Source organism: Paenibacillus sp. FSL H7-0350, assembly GCF_038593195.1.
GTDB lineage: Bacteria > Bacillota > Bacilli > Paenibacillales > Paenibacillaceae > Paenibacillus_AQ.
The window spans coordinates 5,770,228-5,793,563 of the sequence record NZ_CP151972.1; the positions used below are offsets into that span (position 1 = coordinate 5,770,228).

A 23,336-nucleotide genomic window follows, 5' to 3' on the forward strand; every position below is an offset into this window, starting at 1 on the left:
TAATGTTTCCCTAGGGAAAGATAAATAGAGCAAGATTTATTAAAAGTGTTTCCGGTACCTAATATATACTTTGAGTTGTGGAGGGGGTGAGAGTAATTCACTATCAATTGATTCATAAGAGTATCGAATTTATTGAGCAGCATTTGGAAGAGGATTTGGATTTGGAGAAGGTGGCTAAGGCAGCAGGGTTGTCCAAATATCATTTTCACCGGATTTTTCGGAAATATGTGAACAAAAATGTCCATGAATATATCCGGGCCCGCCGTCTCAGCCAAGCAGCCAATCTCCTGCTGTACTCCGAGACACGTATTCTTGAGATTGCGCTGCAGTACGGCTTTGAGAGCCAGGAGGCTTTTACAAGAGCTTTCAAGGAAATCTATGATCTGCCGCCTGCGCAGTACAGATCGCAGGTGAGACTATTGATTCAAGAAAGAGAGGTATTTACAATGTCAGAGATTACAGGCTGGTATATTACAGGTACTCACCCGGACAACTATAAGGTAGAGATCGATCCCCGCGTCTGCTATAAGACAAGTCCCTCCATGCATCTTTATTCCAATGAAGAGGCTGCGCAGGACGACAATAGTTTTGGAACCTTAATGCAGCAGTTTCAGGCAAGAGAGTATCGAGGGAAGCGGATGCGCTTCTCCGGGTTCGTAAGAACGGAGAATGTCACCGGCTGGAGCGGCCTGTGGATGAGAGTGGATGATAATCAGCAGAATATGCTGGCTTTTGATAACATGCAGAACCGGAGCATACAAGGAACCACGGAATGGAACCACTATGCCTGCGTAATGGATCGTCCGAAGCCGACGTGATCAATATCGGAATACTGCTGAGCGGAACCGGACAGGTGTGGCTGGGGGAATGTGAATTTGAGGAAGTAGGCAAGGATGTACCCGTAACGGATAGCTCTACAGGTGCGAAGAACCTTCCGTCCGGGCCGCAGAATCTGAAGTTCAACCAGCAGCAGCCGGAGCAATCTGCTTCAAGCTGAACGCTGTAACCGGCCCCGCACCCAGATCGACAGGGCCAGCAGCAGCGGAATGGCGACCTGGAAGAGCGGGTCAAGCTTCAGGCTCGGACCCAGGCCGATGGCGATATGCTGGGTGTAATCCCGTTCGAGGAATGAGGAACCATAGATGACGGCCCCCACAGGGAAGACCCACCATTTGGCCGGTTTGCCGGTCAGCTCTGCAAGAGCTTTTACAGAACAGAAGTAGAAGAGCATCATCTTGATCAGCAGCCCCAGGAAGAGCTGGATGGTGACGAGAATATCAAGCCGTTCGACGAATTTGAGGTTGGACAGCACCCGGACGGTTTTGAGAAAAGGCAGCTGGCTGACGCCCGCAATCGACGGGCCGAGGACGGCCACATTCAGCGCATTCATGAAGATCAGGAACGCGCTGATGAGCAGATAGGCGTTCACTGTGTATTTTACAGGCATACCGGGCTTCTCCCATAGCGTCCACAGCATCAGAAAAACAATCATCTGCCCGAAGGGAAACGAGACGATCTCCGGCAGCGCCGCTTGCAGCACCGGCATCAACCCGCCCTCCATCACCGGCGCCAGACGGCCGAAATCGATCACTCCCATGATGCCCAGCATCAGAATAAGCAGAAAATAGAAGAACAGCATGACTGGAAGCAGCACCTCAGGCAGCCTGAAGACAACCTCCGCCCCCTTCCAAATGGCATATAAGGCCAGCAGCACGAACACCAGCATCGTAATGGCTATCGGGGTTCTCGGCAGCATGGTCATCGCCGTCAGCTCGCCGAGATCGCGGACATTACGCATGGACTGATAAGCGAAGTACAGGCTGTACACCGCGCCGATGAACGCCCCGGGAGCTGTGCCGAAATGAGCTTTGAGCATTCCAATCAGGTCCGCGCCCGGAGAGCGGTGCTGAATCCACATCAGCACAAGGAGAAGGGCGAAGCCCGCCGCTGAACCTGCACACATCGCCAGCCAGGAATCCTGCTTGGCGGTGCCCCCCAGCAGGAACAGCGGCGTGCTGCCGATTTCAAACAGCATAATCATGAACGCAATCTGCAGGGAAGAGACTTGTTCTTTGACCTGTTCTTTGTTCACCATAATGGCTTCTCAGCCTCCTAACCAATGGATGATGGCTCTCCCGACAGGCTGAAAGTACGCCGTATACAGGAGACCCAGCGACAGATGAGGGGTATCGGTAATACCGCATAGATTAAGATAGACTCCGTATCCCATAATGCAGCCAAGCAAGAGCCGCCGCCGGCGATGTCCTTCTCCGCTCAGCTTCCTCCACCCCCACCCGTAGGCAAGCGCATAGAGTAGAAGAGTAATAGCTATTTTCATAGATATGCTCCTTTACTTCTGCTGGACAGACTTGAACGATTTGTTGCTGAGTCCGGTCCGTTCCATCTCAATCGAGACCTGAGGGCGGAGCTCGATCTCCTGAAAAACGCTGTCCCAGTGCTTCTCCTGCTCAATCAGCTTCCAGCGCTTCGGATCGCTCCGGTGTACTCTCACAGCAAAACCGGTGACGTCTGCCTTCAGCCGCTTGACCTCTGTCCAGGCGTTATTCATTAGCTCCAGCACCCGCTGCTCCAGTGATTCCTCCATCTCACTGATCGCCTTGCGGTCGTTCAGATCCATGATGCTGCCAAGCTCCGTCAGCACACCGCTGCCCTTCACGTTAACCTCCATCACATAATGATCCTTGGCCCAGACAGGGCGTACGGTGGTGGCCGAATTCTGCAGGACGAAGGATGCGTCAAGCTTGTCGCTTGTTGCCGGCCGGGAGGGGAAGGCGATGGTGGCAGAATCAACATTATCGGTCAGAAAAGAAAGCCCGAACGCCTGCTTTTGGCTAAGCCAGCCCGCGAACGTATCCCCTTTAATAACGCCCAGCCTTCCCAGCGCCAGCCGTGAGGGCAGATCGGTAACCGCGGTCTCACTGGTCTCATCCATCGTCTGTGAGCCGGTCAGCAGAATCTCCGGCAACACCGCGCTTTTGGATTCGGAGGACAGCGCCATCGCCAGCTCATACAGGCGGGTTCCCGGAAAGTAGGACAAGAGCCGTGATTCTTGTTCAATCATTAGCTGGATGCCGGCACCCTGGTTCTTGGTCATCTGCATCAGCTGATCCAGAATCATTCCCGCATCGCCCTGGGAGATGAAGACAAAGACCGTCTCCCGGGCATCCTGCTTGCGCAGGAACATATCAATCAGCTGATTGATCCCGTGTCTGGCCAGGCTCTCGCCGATCACAGTAATTCTAGAGTGGGAGAAGAACATCTCCCGCGTACTGGTCAGATTCGTCCGTTCAATGGCCTCCATAATCGTCCGGCCCTTGACGGTGAACGTGAGGAAGGGCGGCGAGCTGGTGCTGCCTCCTCCGCTGCCGCCCATACCGCTGGCACCTGAGGAAGGGTTGATGACCTGGTAGGTCGCCTTCCACTGATTGTTCTCCCAGTCATAGGCGGAGCCGGAGGTAATGCCCAACTCGTTAAGCTCCCGGTCATCCCAGCAGCCGGAGAGCAGGAGGGAGAGAAGCGGGAGACAGAGAATCAGGCACAGCAGAGTTCTCGGTTTGTTCATCATGTCTCCAGCCCCTTCCGCTTAGACCGGGCCTTGTGCACCTTGTTCAGCAGGACCGCGCCCAGCGGTACCAGGACGTTGAACAGGAAGAAGACCACGAACCGCCCTTCCTGGTTGTATACATTTAGCTTGGCTGAGCTTTGCCAGGAGAACAGGCATTCCAGAGCAATGATCAGACCCAGCGCGCCAATGAAGGGCCGGCTGCTGCTGACCCGGAACGTCTGCTTGAAGCACTCCACCGTCACGAACAGGAAGATGGCGAATTTGAGATAGATCGACAGCACCCAATAAGAGATGAAGAGAATATCCAGCTTCTCTATGAACCGGCCGACCCGGAGGATGCTGATGGTAGCGAAGCCGGGGTAAGCGCTGAGCTTAATGAATTCCGGTCCGAAGACCATCAGGGCTGTGATTAATGAGAACATCATCAGTGTGGCCACGAACAGCAGGCCGGTCCAGCCGATAATTTTGGCCCGCTGCGGATATTGCAGGTAAGGGGCCAGGAACAGCAGCACCGCCACTTCAGACATCCATGCAGTCGGAGTCAGGCTCCCCAGGGTGATCTCAGCCAGATTATGATCGAACATAGGCAACAGATGATGCACATTCAGGTCGTTGTACAGCCCGAACAGATACAGCGGTACGAAGAACAGATAGAGCAGAATTACCAGACTGTTCACTCTGGCGATGGCTTCAATGCCCTGCCGGACCATATAGATAGTGATGAAGAGAATGAGTATGACCAGCACCGTGATCGGGGTATCGATCAGGACGTTGTCTTTAATGAAATTGACAAATTCCCGCAGAATGGTTGCGGTGGTGTCCAGGTAGAACTGGAGCATCAGCAGACCAAGGATGACTGCGACCACAGGGGAACTTTTCTCCCCCACCCACTCCAGAAAAGGAGTGCCGTTGCTGTTCTGAATCACCGCCCCGACGATCCACGCAATGAGCAGCCCCGCCGCGGTAGACAGGATGATCGCCAGCGGAGCGTCCTGCTCTGCATAGGTGCTGATAATGATAGGCAGCACGACAGTGGCTGTCGGCAGGATGGTATTGACTACAAGCATGGCAGCTTGGGTGGTGCCGATTTTTCCATTCATGCTGGACCCTCTCCCTGCGGTTTAGGCTGTGCCGGTGATGGATGAGCTGTGTTTTCCACGGGCTGTGGCTTCTGGTTAGGGACTTGTCTGCGGGTCTCTTTGCCGAGATTGGTCTTCGGACGCATATTCATGCTCCACAGCGGAACACGGATGAAGATGTCCTTCAGATAACGCGGAATCATCGGCGCCACCGGAGACAGATAAGGCACGCCGAAAGAGCGCAGGCCCGCCATGTGAATCAGCAGCACCATCAGGAAGGACATAATGCCGAACAGACCGAGCGAGGCAGCGATGAACATCATCACGAAGCGGATCAGCCGGATGGAGTTGGCGATGGCGAGTGACGGAATCACGAAGTTCGAGATGGCGGTAAAAGAAACCACAATCACCATCGCCGCGGACACAAGTCCGGCCGAGACGGCGGCCTGGCCCAGCACGAGCGCGCCTACGATAGAGATAGCCGGTCCGATGGTCCGCGGCATACGTACCCCCGCTTCACGCAGGACGTCGAAGGTCAGCTCCATCAGCAGCGCCTCAGCAAATGCGGGGAGCGGAACGCCTTCCCGCTGGGCAGCCAGACTTATAAGCAGGGTGGTCGGCAGCATCTCCTGGTGAAAGGTAGTAACGGCAATATAAAGTGCAGGCAGCAGCATAGAGACGAAGAATGCACCATAGCGGATCAGCCGCAGGAAGGAGGAAATATCATACCGCTGGTAATAATCCTCGCTGGATTGAAAAAAGTTGAAGAAGGTGGACGGGGCCAGCAGCGCAAAGGGAGTGCCGTCAATGATAATCCCGACCTGGCCTTCCAGAATGCCCCCGGCCATAGCGTCAGGACGTTCGGTATTCTGAATGGTGGGAAAGGGCGTCAGGCCGCCGTCCTGTATGAATTCTTCAATATAATTGCTCTCCAGAATGGCATCGGTATTGATGGCGTTCAGCCGGCGGCGGATTTCGGCCAGCACCTGTTCACTGGCGAGGCCTTCCAGATAGACGAGGGCAATTCCGGTCCCGGTACGCTGGCCGATGGTATATTCCTCAATCCGCAGATCGGCGGTTTTCAGGCGGCGGCGCAGCATGGCGGTCCCGGTACGCAGGCTCTCGGTGAAGCCTTCCTTCGGCCCGCGGATAACTCCCTGGGAGGTTGGCTCATTAATGCTTCTTTTCTCCCAGCCGGAGGTGTCGGCGGCCAGCGCGACCTGAAGCCCCTCGAACAGTATCAGGGTATAGCCGTCAAAAAGCAGGGGCAGCAGCACCTCCAGGGTCCGGGCCTCCTTCACTCCTCCTATTGGCAGAATGTGCTCCTTAATCAGGTTGAAGGCAGCTTCTGTGGTAATGCTATCTCCGTTCAGCGTGCTGTTCTCCATTAAGGACTGGAGTACGGACTGGTTGACAGTATCGGCGTTGACCAGACCGTCAATATAGATGAAGGCAAGGGAAAGGGGAGGCTGAGCTTCATTCTTATAATGGCGGATGACAATATCCGAGCTGCTGCCGATCCGGCGGCTGAGTTCCTGCAAATTATCCTCAAGGGAGAGCTTCAACGGAAGCGGTGCAGGCACGGAGGTTTCTACAGGATCTTGGGTAGTCTTACGGCTCTTCTTCGGCTCTTGAGGCATCTCGGGGACTCCCTTCTGCTGAAATCTGGATGTGTTCCCTGTATTATCCCCCATAGGCGTATTCCTTATTCTGCCTTCTGCCTGAACTACGCACATAGAGGAGTCGCTGGAATCAAAAAAGAAACTGCCCTTTAGGAATGGCAGCTTTGCAGCATTCCATAAAGGCAGTTTCATCAACAGACTTTAGATTTGAACTCTAAGCTGGGTACATTATTTAGTCTGTACAACCAGAGCGTTGCTGATCAGGCGTCCCGGAGTGGTCAGGTACTTGCCATTGTAATATAGGCCGCTTGAGGCACCGCCATCGAGGTTCATCGCCTGGTAGGCTCCGGCCTGCTTCATAATTTCCGCCAGCTGGGGGATGGTTGCCCCGCCGGAGGTGAGCAGAATCAGCTTATGATCGCGGGTGATGCCCAGTGCGCTGCGCGAGCCTCCGCCGGTCAGGATTTTGGGGTCCCGGAAGCCTTCCCCCGCCACATTCAGCGCGACCTTCCCGTTAACCAGCAGCCGTGGTCCAGCCTGAAGTGCGCCGTGAACGGAACCGGAATCGAAGCGGGCTTTGAATTCACTGCCCGGAATCAGTTCAGCGAGCATATTGCGGTCGTAAGCGAAGACCGCCCGTTTGTCTCCGGAGCTGTTCTTCAGCATCTTGCCGCCGCTGATGATGTAGCCGTAGGGAGCCTTGAAAGCGTCATTAGTATACGCGGCGAAGAACGTGCCGTTGATCGCGGCGGCAGCATTGCTGCGCTTGGCGATGCTGGCAAGGGCTTCAGTCTTACCGACGGTATTCCCGGCCAGAACGGCATCCAGCTTCACCGAAGGATGCAGCAGGGAGACCGTGACGGTCTGGACGCTGAAGGAGCGGCCGCCGACCTTGTAGGTATGATGTCCGCTGACTACAGCGGGCGAGCCGCTCTTGATCAGGCTGCCGTTCTGTACAGGCAGGGTGGCTGTCTCCGCAGTGCCTGGTTCAGCCCCGCTTGTTAGCGTAAGCGACCCAGCTTCTCTATTCCACTGGAGCTGTATGCCGAGTGTCTGGCTTACAAGAGACAAGGGGACATAGGTAGTCCCGTTCTCACTGAAAGGCCGCACACTTACGGTAACGGGCTTGCCGTTAACGGAAGCCCCGGGCTTGCCTGGAGTGAAGGTAATGGAATTCTCGCCGCGTGATATCTCAATCTGGCCGCCGGAAGCGGTGAGTACAGACTGGATACCGGCGAAGCCGTTCAGGAAGCGGAGCGGGATGAAGGAGTGATTCTCCTTGTCCACATATACGGCAAGCTTGGGCTGCGGTGCCGCAGCGGCACCGGATTGCAGTGCTGGAAGAAGGACGGCCAGCAGACAGAAGGCGGTAAAGAGGGTGAGCAGTTTTTTCATGATACACAAAATCTCCTTTGGGTTGTAGCAGGTTAATCTGCAGGTTAGGATGATTCTGGAACAGGCCCCAGAATGCAGTACTTGAGCTATCATCATATAATCGTCTCCCGTTACCGTCAATGGAGCATGCATCCAGCAGCGGGTTGGTTTATAATGGGATCACATTAGAATATCTGCATATAAGGGCGGTAGCGATCATGACAAGAATAGGCTTAATCCGGCACGGCAGCACACGCTGGAATCAGGAGGGCCGGGTACAGGGTCATACGGATAATCCTCTGGACGAGGAAGGCTTCCGGCAGGCCGGCGTGCTTGCGGAGCGGCTTAGCAGTGAAGCGTGGGATTATATCTATTCAAGCGATTTGCTGCGGGCCAGACAGACGGCGGAGACCATCGCCGGGAGGCTGGGCATCCCGCTGGCCGGTCTCGTTCCGGGCATCCGGGAGATGAACGGCGGATTAATTGAAGGAACCACCGAGAGTGAGCGGATCGAGCGCTTCGGCAGCCAGTGGAAGACGATGGATCTGAAGCTGGAGAGTCAGGAGCTGGCCCGCGAGCGGGGAGTCCGGGCAATTGAAGAGCTTGCTGCGCGCCATCCCGGCAGCAATGTGCTGGTAGTCAGCCACGGGGCTATTCTGCGGAGTACGTTGGCCGGACTTGTGCCTTCCCTGGATGTGAGCGTGCTGCTGAAGAACACCTCCATCACCTGCCTGGTCAAGGAGAAGGGCAGCTGGAGCTGTGAATTGTACAACAGTGCGGAGCATATGGACGGATAGGACGGATATTTCAGAGCATTTCATTACAATAAAGCGCCTGTCCTGCCGATAATATGCTTAATGCTAATCCGCTAGGGGTATTCATTTACAGTGCCTCTTGCCGGAGTTGTTCAGAATTTGTTCAGTCTGTTCCTGTACAGTAGCGCTTGAAAGCGATAAATTCATAAATTCATAAATTCATTGATAGGCTGAAGGAGGGCGTAAGACTAGTGGAAGAGGCCCGCAATTATATGTTGACAATTCTATCCATACTTATAGGGGTACTGACCGTATATAGCTCGCTTAGACTGACAAGGGATTTCTCCCGACAAACGCAAAGAACCCGGGCAGTCCGCTCGAGTCTTGTGGTGCTGGTGATTAGTGCCGGACTTTCCGGCATGCATCTGCTCGGCAGAAGAGCCTTAACCGGCTTCACTACAGAAGGCAGAAGTCTGCTGATCTCTTTGTTCCTGTACATGCTGACACTTGCCGGTATTCTGTATCTGTTCCTGCGGATGCGCATGATCCTTGGGGAGCGTGAGCAGCTCAAGGAATTGGCATACCGGGATACGCTGACCGGCCTGCTGAATAAGAACGGAATGGATCATTTCTGGGATCATTGCAAAATGAGCGAGCAGCTTGCAGTATTATATCTCGACCTGAACCGGTTCAAATCGATTAACGATACCCTCGGCCATCATACAGGGGATCTGTTACTGGAGGCCGTTGGAACCAGCCTGCAGCAATTCACCTGCAAGGGCAAGCGGCATATTTTCCGGGTGGGCGGAGATGAATTCGTCATTATCGCCAAACGCTACAGCCGCAAGGAGGCAGAGCAGCTTGCTCTTAAGGTTCTGGAGCGCATCACCCGTACCTATAAGCTGGAGAGCCATGAATTATTCGTGTCCGCGAGTGTCGGGATCACGATAAGTCAGGGCCGGATCGATCCGAAGCAGCTGCTTCAGGAGGCGGATTCGGCTATGTACAATGCCAAGCAGCTGGGGAGCGGGCGTTGTGCTGTATACAAGCAGGAGGGCCGCATTCCTTCCGTGAAGCTGGTCAGCAGCTCAAGAGCGCAATAAGGTTTATAAGTCTTACAAGTAAGCAGTTGGAAAATGTACACTTAATCTGCCGAATCCAATGGATTCTGAGAAAATCGGGGCCGATTAAGTGCTTTATTCCAGCTGTTTTTTTGTTGAATACCTGTGACGCCAAATGAGATGTACAGAATTCCACTCGTTCACCCGCCGGACTGCGCCGTCCTATGGACAGCGCAGCCGTGTTCCATAAGTCAGACGCCTCTGGCAGCCAAAAGCCCGGCTAGAATATCCGGATGATCGGTAATAATTCCCGCCACCTCAGCTTCGATTAATGCCTGCATCCGCTCGGGATCATTAACCGTCCACGGATGATAGACAATGCCTTTCTCTGCAGCGGCGTTCACGAACTCCGGCAGCACCGAGGAATGATGGGCATGCAGCGCATCCGCCTGCAAGGTTGCCGCGTAATTCCAAGGACGGTACAGTCCCTCGCCGTAGAGAATACCCGTACGGATCTCCGGTGCCAGCGACTTGCAGTAGGCTAGGGAATAATGATTGAAGCTGGAGATCACGACCCGCTCACTCATACCCTGCTCCCGGACAGCGGCGATTACCTTCTCTTCCATGCCGGGATAGAGGAAGGTCCCGTTCTTAAGCTCTATATTCAGAATCGTCTCCCGGCCCTGCAGCAGATCCAGCAGCTCGTCCAGTGTCGGAATCCGTTCTTCTGCGAACTCAGGGCTGAACCAGGAGCCTGCGTCTACCTCCAGTATCTCACGAAGCGTCTTATCCTTCACATAACCGCTGCCTGAAGTGGTACGGTTAAGACTCTCATCATGGATCACTACTACTGCTCCGTCACTGGTCAGCTGTACGTCGGTCTCAATGCCGGTTGCACCAAGCTCAAGACCCTTGCGGAAGGCCGCCATTGTGTTCTCCGGGGCGGCTGCGGATGCGCCGCGATGCGCGAAATTAATGATGTTCATGTCGAGTAGTTCCCTCCATCTCTATGATGTAATGCAGCCCGTAGTGTCCGGGCCCCTTATAGTATATTCCACATCACGGCAAGAAACCCTGTCCCCCATCGGTATAAAGGACGGGTTCCTGAAATTTTATCGTGGTACGTTTGGAAGCAATCGCTTAGAATAGACATCAACTATACTACATACAGAAAGAAGCGATAGAGCTTGAAGTTTTGTCTGGAATGCGGAACCCGTCTGGTTATGAAGGAATGCAATGGAGAAGGAGAGGTACCCTATTGCGAATCCTGCGCCGCCTTCAGATTCCCTGTGTTCAGCACAGCGATGAGTACAGCCGTACTGAACCGGAGTCTCGATAGAATCCTGCTCATCCAGCAGTATAAGCGCAAGGATTACATTCTGCTCGCCGGGTATGTGAATAAGGGAGAGAACGCCGAAGCGGCCCTGATCCGTGAAGTGAAGGAAGAAGCGGGGCTTGAGGTGATTGCTTATGAATATATGCGCAGCCAGTATTTCGCCCCGTCTAATACTTTAATGCTCAATTACATCAGTGTGGCTGACACGGATGACTTAAGTGCCATGAGCGACGAGCTGGACCACGCCGCCTGGTTCACACTGGATGAAGCTGTTGACGCCATATTACCAGGCAGCCTCGCGGAGAGCTTCCTGCTCACCATCATTGATAAGCTGAGACAGGGGAGGGCTCTGGAGGATTTTACAGCGGTTGTCCGGTAATTGCGAATTCTGAAGGCTACGGTTTTCCTTATGCAGAGACGATGTCGCGGATTCTTTCATGTACCTGCTGCACCTCCAGGAAGGCTGCGGAATATTGCAGATCTGTTTTGCGGGCCGGCAGGAGCGGCGGGAGAAAAGGGATGGATACCACAGGCGTATCTGCGCTGCTAAAATAGATTCTGAGTGTCAGCTCGCGGATCTCTTCGGCAGGACTGCCTTCCGGCACAGCGTCTGTAAATTCATAACTAGCGGCAGCGCCTGCCCGTACTCTTGGTGCACTGGTGGTAATCCGGCTGGTCTTGCTGACTTTACTGAGCGTCAAGGAATTCTCGACAATCTCTGCTCCAAGGATGGCATCGAACGTATACATGGTGGCTGTCGCCGGCTCCGGCTTACCCGGATGCAGCAGCCCGATGGCCAGTGCCTGGCCTTCTTCGTCCAGGGCAATCAGATGGGATTCGTCCGGGGTAATGAACCGCTGGGGGAATTTCAGGCTGAAGGATGACAGGGCATAGGTAGCCCCGCTATGGCCCGCTGCCCTGGGACGGGAGAGTCTGTACTGAAGAACCGCAGCCAAGAGCAGGAGAGACACGCCAAGCACAGCAAACAGATACACCAGGATCATGAGCACTGAACCGCCTCCTCACAAGGTTGTGCGGGCCGCCCTTTCTGCAATTACTTTGGGGACAACCCGCTTCGTAAGCTTTGGCAAGTGAACTATTAATAGATATGCGGGAAGAGATCAGGTATGTATGACTTCAAGCGGGGTATTGCTGGAATTCACATGTGTGCCTGAGACTGCACTGATCCAGGCCGCGTACAAACGTCCAAGACCCACAAGCAGCAGCGGTAGAATCAGCAGCAGCACAAATCCGGTTCCGCATAGAATCCACGAGCGTTCGTCCGAGGTTGTGCCGGATAGGAAGAAGAAGAACTCCGGGTCCAGCATATTCAAATCATAGGAGAATATCGATGCACTGATTCGCTGGGCCAAAGGCGACAGAAGAGCGCTGAAGGCAACCGTAGGCAGGACCAGCGCAAGTGTGAAGCCGAGAATGCCTGCGGGCAGCTGGAGGAGGCTGTACAGGATTCCCCGGTACGACTCCCTTTCGCGGAGCTGGTGTCCTAATGTCCGCAGCCCCTCCCAGTGGAAGGCGGGGGCATGATCTGCGGCAGCAGGCTGCCCGGCTCCCCCGCGGCTGTTACCGCTGGACCAGGCTTCAACCACCTTGTGTTCACCGGACATCATCCTGCGGCACCAGGCCAAGGTCAGGGCCAGCAGAGGCAACCCCACCCATACAATAATCAGAGGCAGGCTTGCACTCAGACCCGTAACAGCAATGACGAAGGCAATGATTCCTTTGGGCAGGGAGAGCATCAATATTTTCCACGCGTATATACTTTGTCTTATCATTCAGACCGCTCCATTCCGAATTTCCAAATTTCAACTTCTTCAGTATAGAGGCTTCATCCAGAGAACACACTCTCCAAAAGGCGGGAAAAATCCTGGTCTCTGGTCTAGTGCAGTTTCTGATTATTGCTGTTTGTAATAGATTACCGTGGCATCCATGCCTCCGCTGGAAGAAATAACATAGTCAGGAATTTGCCCGGCCTCTATATATCCCCGTGACTGATAGAGCAGATTGGACGGATCGAAGGGTAAGGCAGTTTACAAGGATTACAACCAAGAAGGGGAGTGGAGCAATTTATGCTGTTAGAGGTTATAGCTACTACGGTAAGTGATGCGGTTATAGCGGAGCATTATGGTGCTAACCGGATTGAACTGGTCACAGGCATCAGGGAGGGCGGATTAACGCCCAGTCTGGGCCTGATTGAAGCGGTCCGGGAGCAGGTCAGTATTCCGGTGAGAGTAATGGTGAGGCCGCATGCACGTTCCTTCGTGTATAATGCATCCGATGTGGAGACCATGCTGCGCGATATCCGCCATATAGCCGGGGTAGGCGGGCTGTCTGTGGTGATGGGAATGCTCCGGGAGGACCGGACGATAGACGAAGAGCTGCTGAGCCGGCTGCTGGATAGGGCAGCGGGGATGGAGGTTACCTTCCACCGTGCTTTCGACGAGGTGCAGGACCAGCTTGAAGCTCTAGAGGTTCTGAGGCGGTATCCGCAGATTACGGATATCCTGACGTCCGGCGGGACTGCTGCTGCCAATACGCCTGGCGGTATGGTGAGACTTGCTGTACTGGAACGGCTGTCTGCCGGTTCTTCCCTCTCCATCCTGGCAGGCAGCGGCCTGAATGCCGCTGACCTGAAGGATTTCGTTACACGGACCGGCGTTCGCCGGGTACACTTTGGTTCGGCAGTCCGGGAGGACGGCGACCCGCTGAAGCCGATAGACCCGGAGCGGCTCGCAGCCATACGTGCTCTTCTCAAGCCCTAGAAGGGTGCTCAGGCTACTCCCCTTTCTGAGCGCCCAGCAGTCTGGGCAGCAGTGTGAGCAGCCGCTCCCGGGTCAGCGCATCGCCGGAATTCCATTTGGCTCCATCCAGCATGTAGGCATGGCCCTGCTCCACGGCAGGCAGACTACTCCAGAGCTCTGTCTGGAGCAGCTCCTGCATGGCTTCCCGCGAGTCCTCCCGCTCTGGAATCAGCATGAAGACACGGTCCCCGGCGTAGCTGTGCAGCATCGCAGGGTCCACTTCGCGGAACCCCAGGTCCTTGTCCAGAATGTCCTTGATCGCCGCTGCCGGCTGCAGGCCGCCAGGGGCATACAGGGCCGTGGACAAGCCGGTCATTCCCATGGCGTATAGATGGTTGCCATGGTCATAGAACAGCGCCGAAGCTGTTTCACCAGCCCGCAGCCCTCCGGCGTACAGACGCTGCCACATGGCGGCGTTCTTCGCATGGTAGGCTTGCAGCCAGACCTCAGCTTCGCGCTGCTTCCCGAGCCACTCCCCCAGCGTCCGCAGCCGCTGCTCCAGCGGTGCGAAGGAGTCGAAGGTGAGGGACGGCGCAATGCCGGATACCCCGCGGTAGACCTGTTCATCCGGGCTTGCGAGGATGATCAGGTCAGGGCGGACGGAACGGGTCAACTGCGGGTCCAGCGGAAACCCCACATTGGCTAAGCGCTTGACCCGGTGGCTATAGACGCTGCCCCGGGCGAACGCCTCGCCGCCGCCGACAGGCTTCACCCCCAGTGCCAGCACATCGCCCAGGGTCTCCCCGTGGTAGACAACGCGCTTCGGACGCTCCGGGATGTCCACCGAATGTCCGGTCCAGTCCGTGACGGTAATCCGGCGCTGCTGCGAACGGGCATATTGCCCGGGAGTCACTCCCGTCTTCTGCCGGAAGCGGCGGCTGAAGTAGTATTCGTCGGAGAAGCCGACCCGCCGGGCAATCTCGCGAAGCGGCTCAGAGGATTCAAGCAGATAAGTCTTCGAGTGCCCAATGCGCACATCTGTCAGATAATCGAGCGGGCGCTGTCCGGTCAGTTTCTGGAAGATCGGAGTGTATTGCCAGGGGGAGACACCTGCCAGCTCCGCGAGCTGCTTCACCGTGATGCTCTCCCTATAATGCTGCTGCATGAAGTGTACAGTGCTCTCCACCGATTGCGCCGGACTAGGCAGTTGGCGGGTGGAGTAGTTCTGTTCAAGCAGCAGGAGCAGCAGCTCCTGGAAGCGGAGCTGTTGTCTGACATACTGGAGGTCATCCCCGCCGTTAGGGTGTGCAAGCAGCTCTTCGGCCAGCCGGATCACTCTGGTGAAGGGGTGGACAATCAGCTCCTTTTGCCCCGGGAGCAGTTCATCCAGGCAGAATGCAGGGGAATCCCCTGTAGTAAAAGCGGCAAAAGTCAGCACATAATAATAAAGCGTCAGCTCCCGGTTATCCAGACTGTACGAGGTTCCGGGAGGCAGCAGACAACACTTGTCCGTATGTACAGAGAGTGTGACCTGATCTGTGATGCGGAGTTCACCGCGTCCGCCTGTAAACAGCAGAAGTGTATGCTGCTCCGCAGTCCGCACGGCCGATACGGTGTCAGCGCTCTGCATCACCAGCTCAATGCCCTTCATTTGAAACAGCAGAGAACGGAGAGGGGCAGGAGGGGGCGGCGACAGAGGTTGAGCGGGATGGGCAGGCTGGCGCAAGGCTTGGTTCTCCTTTCAGGGCAGATTAAAATTGAATTATATTGAGAATGATTATCAATAAACAATATTGTATATAAAATAAAGCAGCTTATCAACAGGCGTTGATAAGCTGCTTTTCAGTCTGTCTGCCACCGCGACTATTGCTTGCCCAGCATGGCAGGAATCTCACCGAGCAGCCATTCTCTTGTGGTAGCATCACTGGAGGTCTTCATGATGTCCTGTGTGTAGACGAAGCCGTTTTTGACGGCGGGCAGGCTTGTCCACACCGCGCTTTCCAGCAGCTTATCAGTGGATTGCTTAGCCTCTTCCGCTACCGGAGTCAGGAGGAAGATCCGGTCCCCGGCATATTCCTGCAGCACCTCCAGCGAGATTTCCTGAAAGCCCATATCGTCGTCCAGTACCTGTTGAATGGCTGGGGAAGGCTTGAAGCCTTGCTCTCCGTACAACACCTGCGAGAGGCCGGTCGTTGCCATTACAAACAGCCGGTCTCCCGGATAATAAGTGAAGACGGAAGCCGTCTCGCCGTCCTTCATGCCCGAAGCCTTAAGCTGCGCCCACATCGCCTCTTCCTTCGCCGCATACTGTGCCAGCCAAGCCTCCGCTTCAGGCTTCTTGCCCAGGATATCTCCAATTTCCAGCATCCGTTCCTTCAGCGGGGCGAAGGTGTTGAAGATAATTGTTGGAGCAATTTTGGACAGAGCCTCGTAATCTGCTTCCTCAATGCCGGCATAGATGATCAGGTCGGGCTGAAGCTCAATCGTCTTCTCCAGGTTAATCGGGAATCCTACATCTTCCACGCCAGTGAGCTTGTCCTCGAATACCTGGCCTTCAGCCATGGAGAGCGGATAGCCGATGGCCTGTACACCGATTGCGGTCAGATCGCCGTACGTTTCTCCAGAGTAGATAATCCGCTGCGGATGCACAGGAATCTCCGCCGTATGGCCTTTGTAATCCGTGTATGATCGGGTTGCAGCTACAGCCGCAGCCGTGGCCGAAGCTTCAGCAGTAGCTTCCGCAGCAGGAGCGGCGGTAGGTGCCGATGCCTGGCTGTTCTGCTCCTTATTGCTGCTGCAGCCGAGCAGTAAGGTGCTCATCAGGAAGATGATGCACAGGATGGCTAAGGTGGATCTTGCCTTGTTCATGATATGTATGCCTCCCAAAGGTAGTGTAATTACCAATAATGATAATCATTCTCGTTGAAGTCATCATAAATTATAGTCAGGAGTTACTCAATAGACAAAACGCAATGCAGGAATTGATTTTGTACAAAAAAAATTGCTTGTTTTGTTAATAACATATTGATAATATCAACATAGTCTGCTATGATGTTGTTAATAATAAATTAATAATAACAACTAATTAATAACTGGGTTCCCCTCTGCTTAGCAGATGACTCAGAATACAACCCATAGGAGGTAATGACCATGTTCGGATTCCGGTTCGTGAAATTTCAGCCCAGTGATTATGTGCTTAAGGTGAAGAATGGCAAGGTAGTACGTGAAGGGGTCGGGCTTTCTTTTCATTATTATGCGCCGACGACTTCGGTGGTTGTGGTGCCTGTCTCTTCGATAGATGTTCCCTTCATGTTCGAGGAAATTACGGCGGATTATCAGACGGTAACCGTCCAGGGACAGCTGACCTACCGGATTGCCGATTACCGCAAGACCACCCAGATCCTTAACTACACCTATAATCTCAAAAAGAACACCTATCTCTCCGACGATCCGCACAAGCTGGCCCAGCGGGTGATTAATATCGCCAAGGTCCTGACCAAGAAGCAGCTCGGGCAGCTCCCGCTAAAGGAGGCTATCCAGTCGAGTGAACGTCTTGCCAAGATGATTACTCATGAAATCGGCCAGAGTGCGGAGATTGAGAAGCTGGGCATTGAGCTGATGGGCTTGTCCATTCTGGCAATTGTACCGAATAAGGAGACGCTGCGGGCTTTGGAGGCGCAGGCCAGGGAGGAGATGCTCCGCAGCGCGGATAATGCGCTATATGAGCGGCGCAATGCTTCGATTGAGCAGGAGCGGCGGGTGAAGGAGAATGAGCTGAATACGGAGATCGCCGTTCAGACGAAGAAGAGACAGATGCGTGAGGCGCTGCTGGATTCTGACCGTTCAGCGAAGCAGAAGCAGAATGAGATGAAGGAAGAGCAGCTGATTTTTGATACGGAGCTGGAGAAGAAGAAGCAGGCGCTGATTGAGCTGGCCATATTGAATAAGAGAGCCGAAGCAGATGCCAAGGCTTACGAGCTGACGGCGGTAATGAATTCGCTGCAAAATGTATCGCCTAACGTCCTGCAGGCGCTGACGAATGTAGGCATGAACCCGGATAAGCTAATCGCCATCGCCTTCCAGGAGCTGGCGGAGAACGCCGGGAAGATCGGCCAGCTTAACATTACGCCGGATCTGCTGCAAGGAATCATGGCCGGTTCCGCAGGAGGCGGAGCCGGAGCAGACAGAGGAGGTGACGGACGATGAGCAGCCGGGGATCGGAGAACAAAATCATACTGATCAAACGCAAGACTCGCCTGGAGGAGCTTGTGGTCCGCTACAATACGATCCAGCAGGCCCAGTTTTATATTGAACGGCTGGGAGCCGATTTCAGCGACTACTTAAGCGAGGATTTCCAATACCGCAAAGCCGTGGAGACCGCAGTGACCGAGCTCAGCGCCATCGGCCGGCTCCAGGTGCTGGAGCGGCAGCATGTGCCGAATTTCATCTTTGGGGCCGAGGATACCGTAGTGGTCCTGGGCCAGGACGGTCTGGTCGCCAACACGCTGAAATACCTTCACGAGCAGCCGCTGATCGGGGTGAATCCTGATCCGCTGCGCTGGGATGGCGTGCTGTTGCCCTTCAGGGTCAAGGAGGTGCGGCAAGTGGTGAGTGAGGTGCTGCGCGCCCAGCGCCAGGTCTGTGAGGTTACCCTTGCCAAGGTGGAGCTGAATGACGGCCAGAGCCTATACGGGGTGAACGATCTGTTCATCGGCCGCCGGACCCATGTCTCAGCCCGGTATCAGCTGGAGCTGAACGGGCAGCTGGAGCAGCAATCCTCCAGCGGCATCATTGTCTCGACTGGCCTGGGCTCCACGGGTTGGCTCAAGAGTGTGCTCGCCGGAGCCGCAGGAATCGTCAGCCGTGCCGCACAAATGAAGGATGCAGAGGTTGAACGGACAGCCCAGGTGTCTGCGGAGATTGCCGCAGTTAGCGCGGGCAGCGGGCTGGCCTGGAATCATCCCGAGCTGTATTTCACCGTGCGGGAGCCTTTTCCAAGCCGGACGACTTCAGCAGAGCTGGTATTCGGGAGAATCAGCAGCAGTCTGCCGCTGCGCATCACTTCGCAGATGCCGGAGGACGGCGTGATCTTCAGCGATGGAGTGGAGAGCGATTATCTGGAGTTCAACTCCGGGGTGGAAGCGACGGTTGGGCTGGCGGAGAAGACGGGCAGGCTGGTAGTCTAGACGAAGAGCAGACCGTTCATGGCGGGGCGCGTACGCCAAAAGGGTTCTCTCAGCTTCCGCTGCTGCGGTCTGAGAGAACCCTTTTTCGAAATATAATCGTATATGCTCCCCGCGCTTCCTACTGGAAGCTTCGTCCCTGATTCATTGGAGTGTTATAGGAGGAGCCTGCGGACATTGGTGTCTGCATTGGCGTATGCATCGGCTGGTGGTTGATCCCCGCATTAATCGGGCTATGCAGTGAGTTCACCGGCTGGCTGTTTGAAGTGAAGGACGGGCTGAAGGAAGAGTTATACCCTCCCATTCCTGTATTGTGGCTTTGCCCCATTGGTTGGCTCTGTCCCATAGAATGCATTAGTCCCATCTGGTTCCCGGAATTGAAGCTTGGAATGCTTGTATGGGTATTGAAGCCGGAAGTCTGCGGGAACTGCTCCATCGATCTGACCGACTGCGAGATCTGCTCTAGCTGCTGCATCGCGGTCTGATGGCCCTGCAGCGCCTGCTGGATCATCTGAATGGCCTTGCTGTTATGCTGGCTAAGCTCCTGGAGCTTGGCGGCATCCTGCTGCTCCTGCTGAAGAAGCTGCTGGTAATTCTGCGTTCCCTGCTGGGTCTGTGCCATCAGCTGCTGAACGATTTGCTCGCATTCCCGGATCTGTGCAGATGAGTTGGTATTCACTATTTTTGGCCTCCTTGAGATGGGTGTTATGGTCATGCGGGCTTATTATCTCTGATGGGACTGGCGAATATTCATGCCTCGGGTGCAATTGAGGCGCTTCCGCCAAGAACGGTTACAATATTGCAAACGTTGCGTCACTCCGGGCGGGACGAGTTGATAAGAATAGGTACAGGCTGCTGTGCAACTATTGCGGCAAATGAACGTCTATGTAGAAAAGACAATCCAGAATCATCCATAACCTGGAGGTGGGGGCAACTATGAGTCAGCGTGAACAGGCAAGCCGGATTCAAATATATTTTCCCAAAAGCATCGCATTTACACTGGTATTTGTAATGCTTTTGACCGCATGCTTCACAGGATCGGCCGCGGCGGCATCGTCTTCCTCAGATCTGATCATTGTGAACAAAAAAACGAACAAACTGGCGTATTACAGCGATGGCAAGCTGGTGAAGGTTTTTCCGGTCGCTACTGGCAAAACGAAAAGCCTGACGCCTGAAGGCAGCTTCAAGATGGTGGTCAAAATCAAGAACAGACCCTACTACAAGGATAAGATTCCCGGAGGAGATCCGGCCAATCCGCTGGGGGACCGCTGGCTGGGGCTGGAGGTCAATGACACTTACGGCACCACCTATGCCATTCACGGCAACAACAATGAATCCTCTATCGGTAAATATGTCAGCGCCGGATGCATCCGCATGCACAATGATGATATTCACTGGCTGTATCCGAAGATTGCGAAGAACACCCGGGTCATCATTACAACCTCCGGGCTTGAGATGGCGGCCATTGCCGAGAAGAACGGCTACCGTATGGGATCTACAATGATTGCGGGAGCTTTTGTCAAGGGCGGGGAGAAGCTGCAAGTGAAGAATTCCTTCCTGCTGGAGGATTCGCGGGTGTATATTCCACTGAGTGAATCCGTGAAGCTGCTGGGCGGAAGCCTGATGCAGGAGGCGGGAACCGGAGCGCTTATCATCACAATAGGCAAGAATACAGCAGTTCACAAGCCGCTTAGCACGAAAGCCAAAGTGAACGGCAAAACAGTGGAGATGCTAGCCTCCAAAAGTGTAGACGGCCGCCTGTACATTCCGCTGGGCAGCTTAACGCCGCTGTTCGGCCTGCCGTTCACCTGGAACGCTAAAGAGGGAGCAGTGAAGCTGTAAAGCAGCAGGATACTGCTGCACCAGCCAGGGATTATCCAACCAAGATGCCGCCATACACTGCGGCTCCAGAAGCCAGCCTATCAAACATTGATCGGCTGGCTTCAAATGTTTAACCGGGTGGAGTAGAGTGACAGGATACATAGAGAATAGTAATATGAGAGAGATTTGTTATATTCTTGATCTTCCAGGGGAGGGACTGAAGATTAGAGTACGGATTATAGGCGGCTGCGGGAGCGGGAAGACATATATCGCCCGGAAATTAGCTCAAAGTTACGGAATTCCTTGCTATGAGACGGATAATTTTGTCTGGGATCGCAGGGACAATACCAAGAACTCCCCGGAGGTGCGGGATGCCAAGCTCGCGGAAGCTATGGATGCGGAGTCGTGGATTATAGAGGGCGTACATTACAAATGGGGAACAGAAAGCTTCCGGCAAGCGGATCTGATTTTTCTGATTCAGCCTAAGGCTTATGTACAGGATGCCCGGGTCATCCGCAGGTTCATGAAGACCAGACTGGGGCTGGAGCAGGGGAATTATAAGCAGTCGTTCAAGTATCTCCGGATCATGCTGCTGGAATGGAACCGCAGCTTCAGGAGGGAGGGTATTCCTGCAATCATGGCATTAACCGAGGAGTATCAGGCTAAGCGGATCATCGTGCAGCAGAATCGTGAGATTTTGCAGCATGTGGGCAGGTATGTGCAGGTATGTGCAGGGGAAGAGTGTGCTGGGAACGAGTGATTAATTCGATTATACGGGAGGACATCATGGGCAAATTGGCAACTTTTATTGTAGAGATGGTGCGTCTGGTGATTCTGCTCATTCTTACGCTGCTTGTGCTAGGAGGCGTGGAGCAGTGGATATTCAAAATGGCATATGGAAGGGAAGGCTTCCTGTACACTGCCGTACCTGGTAATCTGCTGGTGTTCTTTGTGATGTACCGCAACTATTGGCAGTTCAAAGGCTGGTACCAATCAGAGAAGAACCGCAAGCTTAACCCGGGTTTGACCCGGAGTCTCATTGCCGTTGCGCTGCTGCTGATTGTGCTGCCAGGGTTATGGATATGGGCATGAATGATGGACTACTTTTGCGTAAGGGGTGAAAGTATGGAGCCGTGGATCGAGGAGCAGCTTAATGTATATGAATTTGTAGGCTTTTGGAAAAGAGTGCTGATTAATATCATTGACTCACTTATTCTTATTCTTCCTACCTATTTACTGACCAGGATTTCAGTGCCGGCGGCAGAGTCGGCAGGGTCAGCATTCCCGCTTTTTATACAGTTTGCACTGCTTATGGTGTTCAATATATTGATGGTTGTCCGATACGGCGGGACGCCGGGCAGGCTGCTTCTGGGGGCAAGAATCGTTGATGAGAATGGAAGATATCCGGTGCTCCGGCAGGCTTTGATCAGGGATAGTTTTTTTATTGTTAACAGCTTCCTGGCAGTGGTTGTGAGTCTGAATACCGAGGCGTTATCTGCCATACCAAGCAGTCTCGTGAACTGGAGTCCGCTTGCGGCCGATATAAATGTGTTTTTTGGCTGGGTAGTGATTGTGGATTGCCTGTTCGTCGCATTCACCCAGCGCAAGCGGGCGCTGCATGATCTGATGGCCCGAACTTATGTGGTGAACAAAACGGCGCTGGACCGTGATCAGACAGGGAAATTCATAGCATAAGGCAATGCGTATAATACCTGGATCAGGAGGTCTGCGCCTGCAACCTTTGTTACAGGCACTTCGTCATAGGGTACAGTTTAGACAAAAGAGGATGTTTCCCATAACGAAGGAGATGGCGGCATGACTACAGCAATTAGAACAATCACAGGTATTCTTATCGTTGGGGCGATGCTCAGCCTTACAGCCTGTAATTCCGGCAAAACGGAACCATCGTATAACAATACGGCTACGGCTACAGCAACTGTGCAGCCAGGGGATAGCGCTTCATCGGCAGCAAAAGGTGCGCAGGTAAGCGAATCCGGTACAGATGAAGGTGCTGCTGCGGGCGCAGAGCCTGTAACTGCTGACTCTGAAGCCGCAGCCGGAGCCTCATCAGAGTCTACGGTTACTGAGGTTGCAGGGGCTGAAGCAGATACCGTAGCTCCCGCCACCCCGCAGGAACGGAGCAAGCAGCTGAAGGAACTGCTGGAGCTTGCCAAGCAGGGCAAGGTGCCCGGTGTCGAATATGCTGCACACACCGGACTTATTGATGAGGTGGAAGCCGCGTGGGGAGAGCCGGACCTCAAGGAATCGGCAGGCAAAGGGATCTATTCCACATATTCGGGCAAGCAGGTGGTAATCGGCTTCAATAAGGGCAGCAAGATTTTCGATGTGCGCTCCAGCGCCCCGGACCTGCGTAACCTCACACTGGAGCAGATTGAAGAAGTCCTCGGCAAGCCGGATGATACTACTGTGAATGGCGAGCATAACATCTATATTTATCAGGCCAACAAGCAGTATCAGCTCAAATTCATCATCCCGGAATCCACAGGGACGGTAGATCATATCTCGGTGTTCTCGGAGCAGGACTCCATTAATAATATGGCAGGCTAGTCAGCTGAGAGCATCTTAGAGCAACTATGAATCCCCTTGCAGCAGCAACTGCAGGGGGATTTTTCGGTCTACAGGCATGTAATCGGAAAACCGATCACAACGGGACCGAAGGCGCCGCGTAGGCGAAATGTAATCGAAAAACCGATCACAATGGGACCGAGGGACGGCGCGTAGGCGAAATGTAATCAAAAA

At 54.2% G+C, this 23,336-nt stretch carries 25 protein-coding genes and 1 pseudogene; 13 read left to right on the forward strand and 13 right to left on the reverse strand.

Annotation, left to right across the window (positions count from 1 at the left end):
• Positions 1-86 precede the first annotated feature (86 nt).
• A complete protein-coding gene (locus NYE24_RS26065) occupies positions 87-818 on the forward strand; it encodes an AraC family transcriptional regulator (protein ID WP_342477024.1) in 732 nt (243 codons plus the stop codon).
• Complete coding sequence (locus NYE24_RS26070) at positions 815-997, forward strand: hypothetical protein (RefSeq protein WP_051493815.1); 183 nt, start codon at positions 815-817, stop codon at positions 995-997. The genes NYE24_RS26065 and NYE24_RS26070 overlap by 4 nt, the downstream gene beginning before the upstream one ends.
• On the opposite strand, the gene NYE24_RS26075 is transcribed toward NYE24_RS26070, so the two are convergent.
• The 6 genes from NYE24_RS26075 to NYE24_RS26100 form a co-directional block, all read right to left on the reverse strand.
• Positions 989-2,095 carry an endospore germination permease gene (locus NYE24_RS26075; RefSeq protein WP_342477025.1) on the reverse strand — a complete coding sequence of 369 codons (1,107 nt, stop codon included), beginning with the start codon at positions 2,093-2,095 and terminating at the stop codon, positions 989-991. The genes NYE24_RS26070 and NYE24_RS26075 overlap by 9 nt on opposite strands.
• 9 nt (positions 2,096-2,104) lie before the next feature.
• Complete coding sequence (locus NYE24_RS26080) at positions 2,105-2,338, reverse strand: hypothetical protein (protein ID WP_036697389.1); 234 nt, start codon at positions 2,336-2,338, stop codon at positions 2,105-2,107.
• Between the two features lie 12 nt (positions 2,339-2,350).
• Positions 2,351-3,586: a Ger(x)C family spore germination protein gene (locus NYE24_RS26085; RefSeq protein ID WP_342477026.1), complete on the reverse strand. Its 1,236-nt coding sequence runs from the start codon at positions 3,584-3,586 to the stop codon at positions 2,351-2,353.
• Positions 3,583-4,686, reverse strand: coding sequence for an endospore germination permease (locus NYE24_RS26090; RefSeq protein WP_342477027.1), 1,104 nt, complete (start codon positions 4,684-4,686; stop codon positions 3,583-3,585). The genes NYE24_RS26085 and NYE24_RS26090 overlap by 4 nt, the downstream gene beginning before the upstream one ends.
• A complete protein-coding gene (locus tag NYE24_RS26095) occupies positions 4,683-6,305 on the reverse strand; it encodes a spore germination protein (protein ID WP_076162161.1) in 1,623 nt (540 codons plus the stop codon). Before NYE24_RS26095 ends, NYE24_RS26090 begins: the two co-directional genes overlap by 4 nt.
• Before the next feature lie 210 nt (positions 6,306-6,515).
• The gene (locus NYE24_RS26100) at positions 6,516-7,682 is read right to left on the reverse strand and encodes a phosphodiester glycosidase family protein (RefSeq protein WP_036697385.1); all 1,167 of its coding nucleotides are present in this window, start codon (positions 7,680-7,682) and stop codon (positions 6,516-6,518) included.
• A 197-nt stretch (positions 7,683-7,879) separates the two neighbouring features.
• On the opposite strand from NYE24_RS26100, the gene NYE24_RS26105 reads away from it, so the two are divergent.
• Together NYE24_RS26105 and NYE24_RS26110 are read left to right on the forward strand one after the other, a co-directional pair.
• Complete coding sequence (locus NYE24_RS26105; protein WP_036697383.1) at positions 7,880-8,458, forward strand: histidine phosphatase family protein; 579 nt, start codon at positions 7,880-7,882, stop codon at positions 8,456-8,458.
• A gap of 230 nt (positions 8,459-8,688) precedes the next feature.
• Positions 8,689-9,519 (forward strand): GGDEF domain-containing protein, encoded by an 831-nt coding sequence (locus NYE24_RS26110; RefSeq protein WP_143804444.1) that lies wholly within the window; start codon positions 8,689-8,691, stop codon positions 9,517-9,519.
• 209 nt (positions 9,520-9,728) lie between these two features.
• On the opposite strand, the gene NYE24_RS26115 is transcribed toward NYE24_RS26110, so the two are convergent.
• The gene (locus tag NYE24_RS26115; protein WP_342477028.1) at positions 9,729-10,463 is read right to left on the reverse strand and encodes a glycerophosphodiester phosphodiesterase; all 735 of its coding nucleotides are present in this window, start codon (positions 10,461-10,463) and stop codon (positions 9,729-9,731) included.
• A 201-nt stretch (positions 10,464-10,664) separates the two neighbouring features.
• Here NYE24_RS26115 and NYE24_RS26120 point away from each other — a divergent pair, with 201 nt between their 5' ends.
• The gene (locus NYE24_RS26120) at positions 10,665-11,192 is read left to right on the forward strand and encodes an NUDIX domain-containing protein (RefSeq protein ID WP_342477029.1); all 528 of its coding nucleotides are present in this window, start codon (positions 10,665-10,667) and stop codon (positions 11,190-11,192) included.
• Positions 11,193-11,220: 28 nt separating this feature from the next.
• On the opposite strand, the gene NYE24_RS26125 is transcribed toward NYE24_RS26120, so the two are convergent.
• The 3 genes and pseudogenes from NYE24_RS26125 to NYE24_RS26135 form a co-directional block, all read right to left on the reverse strand.
• Positions 11,221-11,823, reverse strand: coding sequence for a hypothetical protein (locus NYE24_RS26125; RefSeq protein ID WP_036697380.1), 603 nt, complete (start codon positions 11,821-11,823; stop codon positions 11,221-11,223).
• Positions 11,824-11,934: 111 nt separating this feature from the next.
• Positions 11,935-12,606: a sensor domain-containing protein gene (locus NYE24_RS26130; RefSeq protein WP_342477030.1), complete on the reverse strand. Its 672-nt coding sequence runs from the start codon at positions 12,604-12,606 to the stop codon at positions 11,935-11,937.
• A 120-nt stretch (positions 12,607-12,726) separates the two neighbouring features.
• A pseudogene (locus NYE24_RS26135) lies at positions 12,727-12,846 on the reverse strand (GNAT family N-acetyltransferase); the annotation flags it as partial.
• A gap of 54 nt (positions 12,847-12,900) precedes the next feature.
• On the opposite strand from NYE24_RS26135, the gene NYE24_RS26140 reads away from it, so the two are divergent.
• Positions 12,901-13,593, forward strand: a complete 693-nt coding sequence (locus tag NYE24_RS26140) for a copper homeostasis protein CutC (RefSeq protein ID WP_342477031.1) — start codon at positions 12,901-12,903, stop codon at positions 13,591-13,593.
• 13 nt (positions 13,594-13,606) lie between these two features.
• Here NYE24_RS26140 and NYE24_RS26145 read toward each other — a convergent pair whose 3' ends face one another.
• Both NYE24_RS26145 and NYE24_RS26150 read right to left on the reverse strand, forming a co-directional pair.
• Positions 13,607-15,298 carry a helix-turn-helix domain-containing protein gene (locus NYE24_RS26145; RefSeq protein ID WP_342477032.1) on the reverse strand — a complete coding sequence of 564 codons (1,692 nt, stop codon included), beginning with the start codon at positions 15,296-15,298 and terminating at the stop codon, positions 13,607-13,609.
• A 137-nt stretch (positions 15,299-15,435) separates the two neighbouring features.
• Positions 15,436-16,440 carry an ABC transporter substrate-binding protein gene (locus tag NYE24_RS26150; protein ID WP_036697372.1) on the reverse strand — a complete coding sequence of 335 codons (1,005 nt, stop codon included), beginning with the start codon at positions 16,438-16,440 and terminating at the stop codon, positions 15,436-15,438.
• Positions 16,441-16,722: 282 nt separating this feature from the next.
• On the opposite strand from NYE24_RS26150, the gene NYE24_RS26155 reads away from it, so the two are divergent.
• Both NYE24_RS26155 and NYE24_RS26160 read left to right on the forward strand, forming a co-directional pair.
• Positions 16,723-17,778, forward strand: a complete 1,056-nt coding sequence (locus NYE24_RS26155; RefSeq protein WP_342477033.1) for an SPFH domain-containing protein — start codon at positions 16,723-16,725, stop codon at positions 17,776-17,778.
• Positions 17,775-18,758: a sugar kinase gene (locus NYE24_RS26160; RefSeq protein ID WP_342477034.1), complete on the forward strand. Its 984-nt coding sequence runs from the start codon at positions 17,775-17,777 to the stop codon at positions 18,756-18,758. Before NYE24_RS26155 ends, NYE24_RS26160 begins: the two co-directional genes overlap by 4 nt.
• A 118-nt stretch (positions 18,759-18,876) precedes the next feature.
• Here the strand turns inward: NYE24_RS26160 and NYE24_RS26165 are convergent, their stop codons facing one another.
• Positions 18,877-19,434, reverse strand: a complete 558-nt coding sequence (locus NYE24_RS26165) for a hypothetical protein (protein WP_063829045.1) — start codon at positions 19,432-19,434, stop codon at positions 18,877-18,879.
• A gap of 257 nt (positions 19,435-19,691) precedes the next feature.
• On the opposite strand from NYE24_RS26165, the gene NYE24_RS26170 reads away from it, so the two are divergent.
• The 5 genes from NYE24_RS26170 (at position 19,692) to NYE24_RS26190 (ending at position 23,144) form a co-directional block, all read left to right on the forward strand.
• Positions 19,692-20,597, forward strand: a complete 906-nt coding sequence (locus NYE24_RS26170) for a L,D-transpeptidase family protein (protein ID WP_342477035.1) — start codon at positions 19,692-19,694, stop codon at positions 20,595-20,597.
• A 154-nt stretch (positions 20,598-20,751) separates the two neighbouring features.
• A complete protein-coding gene (locus NYE24_RS26175; RefSeq protein WP_235218489.1) occupies positions 20,752-21,336 on the forward strand; it encodes a hypothetical protein in 585 nt (194 codons plus the stop codon).
• A gap of 26 nt (positions 21,337-21,362) precedes the next feature.
• Positions 21,363-21,668 carry a hypothetical protein gene (locus NYE24_RS26180; protein ID WP_036697365.1) on the forward strand — a complete coding sequence of 102 codons (306 nt, stop codon included), beginning with the start codon at positions 21,363-21,365 and terminating at the stop codon, positions 21,666-21,668.
• Positions 21,669-21,701: 33 nt separating this feature from the next.
• Positions 21,702-22,271, forward strand: a complete 570-nt coding sequence (locus NYE24_RS26185) for an RDD family protein (RefSeq protein ID WP_342477036.1) — start codon at positions 21,702-21,704, stop codon at positions 22,269-22,271.
• A 120-nt stretch (positions 22,272-22,391) separates the two neighbouring features.
• Positions 22,392-23,144 (forward strand): YjgB family protein, encoded by a 753-nt coding sequence (locus tag NYE24_RS26190; protein WP_036697360.1) that lies wholly within the window; start codon positions 22,392-22,394, stop codon positions 23,142-23,144.
• Positions 23,145-23,336 lie beyond the last annotated feature (192 nt).

Excerpts from the sequence above, each read along its gene's own strand:
- NYE24_RS26190 (WP_036697360.1), top strand. The coding sequence starts at position 22,392 with ATGACTACAGCAATTAGAACAATCACAGGTATTCTTATCGTTGGGGCG.
- NYE24_RS26130 (WP_342477030.1), bottom strand. The coding sequence starts at position 12,606 with ATGATAAGACAAAGTATATACGCGTGGAAAATATTGATGCTCTCCCTG.
- NYE24_RS26115 (WP_342477028.1), bottom strand. The coding sequence starts at position 10,463 with ATGAACATCATTAATTTCGCGCATCGCGGCGCATCCGCAGCCGCCCCG.
- NYE24_RS26160 (WP_342477034.1), top strand. The coding sequence starts at position 17,775 with ATGAGCAGCCGGGGATCGGAGAACAAAATCATACTGATCAAACGCAAG.
- NYE24_RS26100 (WP_036697385.1), bottom strand. The coding sequence starts at position 7,682 with ATGAAAAAACTGCTCACCCTCTTTACCGCCTTCTGTCTGCTGGCCGTC.
- NYE24_RS26180 (WP_036697365.1), top strand. The coding sequence starts at position 21,363 with ATGGGCAAATTGGCAACTTTTATTGTAGAGATGGTGCGTCTGGTGATT.
- NYE24_RS26090 (WP_342477027.1), bottom strand. The coding sequence starts at position 4,686 with ATGAATGGAAAAATCGGCACCACCCAAGCTGCCATGCTTGTAGTCAAT.
- NYE24_RS26075 (WP_342477025.1), bottom strand. The coding sequence starts at position 2,095 with ATGGTGAACAAAGAACAGGTCAAAGAACAAGTCTCTTCCCTGCAGATT.
- NYE24_RS26140 (WP_342477031.1), top strand. The coding sequence starts at position 12,901 with ATGCTGTTAGAGGTTATAGCTACTACGGTAAGTGATGCGGTTATAGCG.
- NYE24_RS26155 (WP_342477033.1), top strand. The coding sequence starts at position 16,723 with ATGTTCGGATTCCGGTTCGTGAAATTTCAGCCCAGTGATTATGTGCTT.
- NYE24_RS26150 (WP_036697372.1), bottom strand. The coding sequence starts at position 16,440 with ATGAACAAGGCAAGATCCACCTTAGCCATCCTGTGCATCATCTTCCTG.
- NYE24_RS26175 (WP_235218489.1), top strand. The coding sequence starts at position 20,752 with ATGAGAGAGATTTGTTATATTCTTGATCTTCCAGGGGAGGGACTGAAG.
- NYE24_RS26110 (WP_143804444.1), top strand. The coding sequence starts at position 8,689 with ATGTTGACAATTCTATCCATACTTATAGGGGTACTGACCGTATATAGC.
- NYE24_RS26080 (WP_036697389.1), bottom strand. The coding sequence starts at position 2,338 with ATGAAAATAGCTATTACTCTTCTACTCTATGCGCTTGCCTACGGGTGG.
- NYE24_RS26185 (WP_342477036.1), top strand. The coding sequence starts at position 21,702 with ATGGAGCCGTGGATCGAGGAGCAGCTTAATGTATATGAATTTGTAGGC.
- NYE24_RS26085 (WP_342477026.1), bottom strand. The coding sequence starts at position 3,586 with ATGATGAACAAACCGAGAACTCTGCTGTGCCTGATTCTCTGTCTCCCG.
- NYE24_RS26105 (WP_036697383.1), top strand. The coding sequence starts at position 7,880 with ATGACAAGAATAGGCTTAATCCGGCACGGCAGCACACGCTGGAATCAG.
- NYE24_RS26170 (WP_342477035.1), top strand. The coding sequence starts at position 19,692 with ATGAGTCAGCGTGAACAGGCAAGCCGGATTCAAATATATTTTCCCAAA.
- NYE24_RS26095 (WP_076162161.1), bottom strand. The coding sequence starts at position 6,305 with ATGCCTCAAGAGCCGAAGAAGAGCCGTAAGACTACCCAAGATCCTGTA.